Here is a 3989-nt window from a genome sequence, read left to right on the forward strand (position 1 = left end):
GCCGACACCCCCGTCATCACCCTCGACGCCCGCCGCCGCGACAGCGCCAAGAGCGCCCTCATCACCCTCGTCGAACACGCCCTCCTCGCCCGGCTCCGCTGACCGGACCGCGAGGGCGCGAGCGACACCCCCGCCCCGGCGGGCCGTCGGCAGGACGGTCCGCCGGGGCGGCGCCGCTTACCGGCGGGTGTCCGGCGGGGGCACCACGCAAGACCCGCTCATAAGCGGTGGATAACAGTTCGGTAGGCATTTTGTGATCAACAGTGACGCTGCGTGGCTGAATCACGTCACTCAGCGCCAGAAGACCACAGTTTTGCGCCGTCATGTCGGCGAATGTCCGGATTGTGCCGACGCGGGCGGCATCCGAGGTCTGTTTGTCCCCCATCCCTGCACGTGCTGAAATTCCAGCTACCCCTGTAGCTTTTTCCGCCCGGCCCACCGGCGGCGGACCGTGGCCCGGGGCAGCGCTGGATTGATCCATGGCCGGCTGTCGGCCGAGAGGTAGTTGTCGAGTGAGGCGTAAGCAGCAACCCGCCCCGCAGCGGCGCTCCGAGCCCCGCCAGAGCGAGCCGAACGGTACCGCAACGGAATCGGCCGGATTCTCCGCGTTCACCCCGACCGAGGAGCGCTCACAGGCACCACAGCCCGTGAAGCCCGCGGTCGGCCCGAAGGAGCCCCACAGCGGCGGCTCCACGGGTTCGACGGGCTCCGAGAGCTCCAGCCGCTACGACTTCCTCAGGCCGCGCAACTGGCGCGTGCCGACGCGTCTGATCGCGATCCTCCTGATCCCGGTCATCATCAGCCTCGTGTTCGGCGGCCTCCGCGTGAACACCTCGGTCGACGGCTACATCAAGGCGTCCCGTGCGGAGAAGACCGCCGAGCTCGCCAAGGCGGCCACCGAACTCGCCGAGGCGCTCGAGAACGAGCGCGACAAGACGCTGATACCGATCCTCACCAAGCAGGACCCGGACGGCACGGTCGCCAAGACCCGCGCCACCACGGACGCCGCGCTGAAGGCGTACAACGCCGCCTACGACGCGTCCGACAAGTCCGGCGAGCTCCCGCGCCGCCACCAGGCCTTCCAGGACCTCGTGGTCAACCTGCCGCACCTGCGCGCCAACGCGTACGGCCAGGAGCTGTTCGCCAGCGCCACCGCCGACGCCTACTCGACGCTGTTCGCGCCGCTGCTGGCCTTCGACAACTCGGTCGGCCTCGGCTCCAGCAACGCCACCAGCAAGGGCCGCGCGATCTACGCCATGTCGCTGGCCAAGGCCTCGGCCTCGACCCAGCGCGCCCTCATGCTGCACCTGCTGGTCGGCATCGGGTCGAACACCGTGACCCGCTACGAGAACCAGGACCTCACCGAGCAGATCCTGGTCTCGGAGAAGCTGGAACAGACCGCGATCACCGAGTTCACCACGGGTAGCGACCCGGTCGACGCGAAGAAGTACGCCGACGCGCAGGTCGCCCTGACCACCGCGCAGGACCGCTCGGCGTACAAGATGCCCGACGGCCGCGCGCCGACCATGCAGTCGCTGCTGAACCTCGCCGCCGCCTACAGCCAGGCCGCCGCCGACGGCCAGACGAAGGGCAAGGCCGCCGCCGACGCCGCCTTCAAGGAGGCCAAGGACGCCGGTCTGACCCCGGAGAACTGGAACCAGGCCGCCGCGACCCACATCCAGGCCCTGCGGAACACCGAAGTCCAGCTGCTCGAGGACGTGCTCACGGACTCCCGCGACCTGAAGGACAACGCGCTCTACGACGCCATCCTCAACACGGTCATCGTCGTCGCCGCGCTCATCCTGGCCGGGCTGCTCACCGGTTACGTCGCCCGCTCGATGATTCTCGGCATGCGCACCCTGCGCAACGCCGCCCTGGAGATCGCCGACAACCGCCTGCCGGACCTCGTCGAGAAGCTCTCCAAGACCGACCCCGAGCGGGTCGACACCTCCGTCACCCCGATCCCGCTGCACGGCAAGGACGAGATCGGCGAGGTCGCCCGGGCGTTCGACCAGGTCCACCGCCAGGCCGTCGAGCTCGCCGCCGAGCAGGCGCTGCTGCGAGGCAACGTCAACGCGATCTTCACCAACCTGTCGCGCCGCAGCCAGGGCCTCATCCAGCGCCAGCTGGCGCTGATCACCGACCTGGAGAACAACGAGGCCGACCCGGACCAGCTGGAGAACCTCTTCAAGCTGGACCACCTCGCGACCCGCATGCGCCGCAACGGCGAGAACCTCCTCGTCCTCGCGGGCGAGGAGGCCGGCCGCCGCTGGAACACCCCGGTCCCGCTGGTCGACGTGCTCCGCGCCGCCGCGTCCGAGGTGGAGCAGTACGAGCGCGTCGAGCTGTCCGGCATCCCGGAGGTCGAGGTCGTCGGCGCCGCCGTGACCGACCTCGTCCACCTGCTCGCCGAGCTCCTGGAGAACGCCACCTCGTTCTCCAGCCCGCAGACCCGGGTGCTGGTCAACGCGACCCGCCTGCCGGACGGCCGCGTGCTGGTCGAGATCCACGACAAGGGCATCGGCCTCACCGCCGACGACTTCGCCGAGATCAACGAGAAGCTGGCCGAGCCGCCCACGGTCGACGCCACCATCTCCCGCCGCATGGGCCTGTTCGTGGTCGGCCGGCTCTCCCAGCGGCACGACATCCGCGTCCAGCTCCGCCCGTCCGGCGAGTCGGCCGGCACCACCTCGCTCGTCATGCTCCCGCCGTTCGTCACCAAGGGCGGCCCGGCGCCGGAGCCCGAGGAGCAGTTCACCGTCTCGCGGATCTTCGCCGAGCAGGAGCCGACCTCCGAGTGGGCCCCCGACGGCCGCACCCGCAGCGCCGCCGAGCTGGGCTTCGACGACCACCTCACCGGCATCGGCAACGCCGGCTCCTCCGGCTTCAGCCCGGCCCTGGAGTCCGTCCAGCGCTCCCAGCGCCTCGACCAGGTCCGCCGCGCCGCGCTGGAGGGCTCCCCGTACGGGGACGCCGAGCAGCCGGTCCTGGACGCCGAGGTCGAGGAGGAGTACCCGCAGCAGGGCTACGACCAGTACGCCCCGCAGCAGGGCTACCAGCAGCCCTACGCCGACGACCAGTACGGCTACGGGCAGCAGGACGGCTACGGGCAGCAGGACGGCTACGGCCAGGACGCGTACGGCCAGTACCCGCAGCAGGGCTACGACCAGTCGGGCTACGCGGACGACCAGTACGCGCAGCAGGACTACCAGGACCAGGGCTACCAGGGCTACGACGACGGCTACGCCGGCGACCAGTACGCCCACCAGGCCCAGGACGCCCCGGCCGGCCACCCGTACGCCCCGGAGCCGCCCGCGCTGCCCGCCGCCGAGGCCCCCGCCACCCTGCCGTCCGGGCTGCCGCAGCGCCGCCCCGGCCAGCAGCTGGCCACCGGCGGCCCGGTCGGGACGCCCGCGCCCGCCGGTGCCAACGGCGAGACCCCGAACTGGTTCGCCGGCGCCAAGGACACCTCGTCGCCCGCCGAGTCGCGCGGACACGACGTGTCGGCGCTCGGCGGCTACGGCCCGACCGGCCCGACCGCCAACTCCGCCTGGCAGTCGCCCAACGACAACGCCTGGCAGCGGGCCGAGCAGCTGCGCGAGCCCTCGTCCGCCGGCACCACCCAGGCCGGCCTGCCGCGCCGCGTGCCCAAGCAGAACCTGGTGGCCGGCAACGCCAAGCCCACCCCGCAGGACGGGCCGCAGGTCTCCCGCAGCCCCGAGGAGGTCCGTGGCCGTCTCACGAACCTGCGCCGCGGCGTGGAGCAGGGCCGCACCGCCGGCAACACCGGAAGCTTCCGGATCGACCCCGATCAGGTAGACCAGTCCGGCAACGGACAGAACCGGAGCACCGATCTCTTCGGCGGCTCGAACCACCAGGAGCGTTGAGTTGACTCAGATGAGCCAGGCCGCACAGAACCTGAACTGGCTGATCACCAATTTCGTGGACAACACCCCCGGGGTGTCCCACACCGTGGTGGTCTCCGCGGA

1 protein-coding gene and 2 pseudogenes are annotated in these 3989 nt (G+C 71.1%); all 3 read left to right on the forward strand.

Going from position 1 to position 3989, the window contains the following annotated elements; genetic code table 11:
- A pseudogene (locus AB0C76_RS41100) lies at positions 1–102 on the forward strand (ATP-binding protein); the annotation flags it as partial.
- A 545-nt stretch (positions 103–647) separates the two neighbouring features.
- Positions 648–3887, forward strand: a complete 3240-nt coding sequence (locus AB0C76_RS41105) for a nitrate- and nitrite sensing domain-containing protein (protein ID WP_359975828.1) — start codon at positions 648–650, stop codon at positions 3885–3887.
- Positions 3888–3897: 10 nt separating this feature from the next.
- Positions 3898–3989: pseudogene (locus AB0C76_RS41110) on the forward strand (roadblock/LC7 domain-containing protein); the annotation flags it as partial.

This window comes from Kitasatospora sp. NPDC048722 (genome assembly GCF_040650235.1).
GTDB lineage: Bacteria > Actinomycetota > Actinomycetes > Streptomycetales > Streptomycetaceae > Kitasatospora.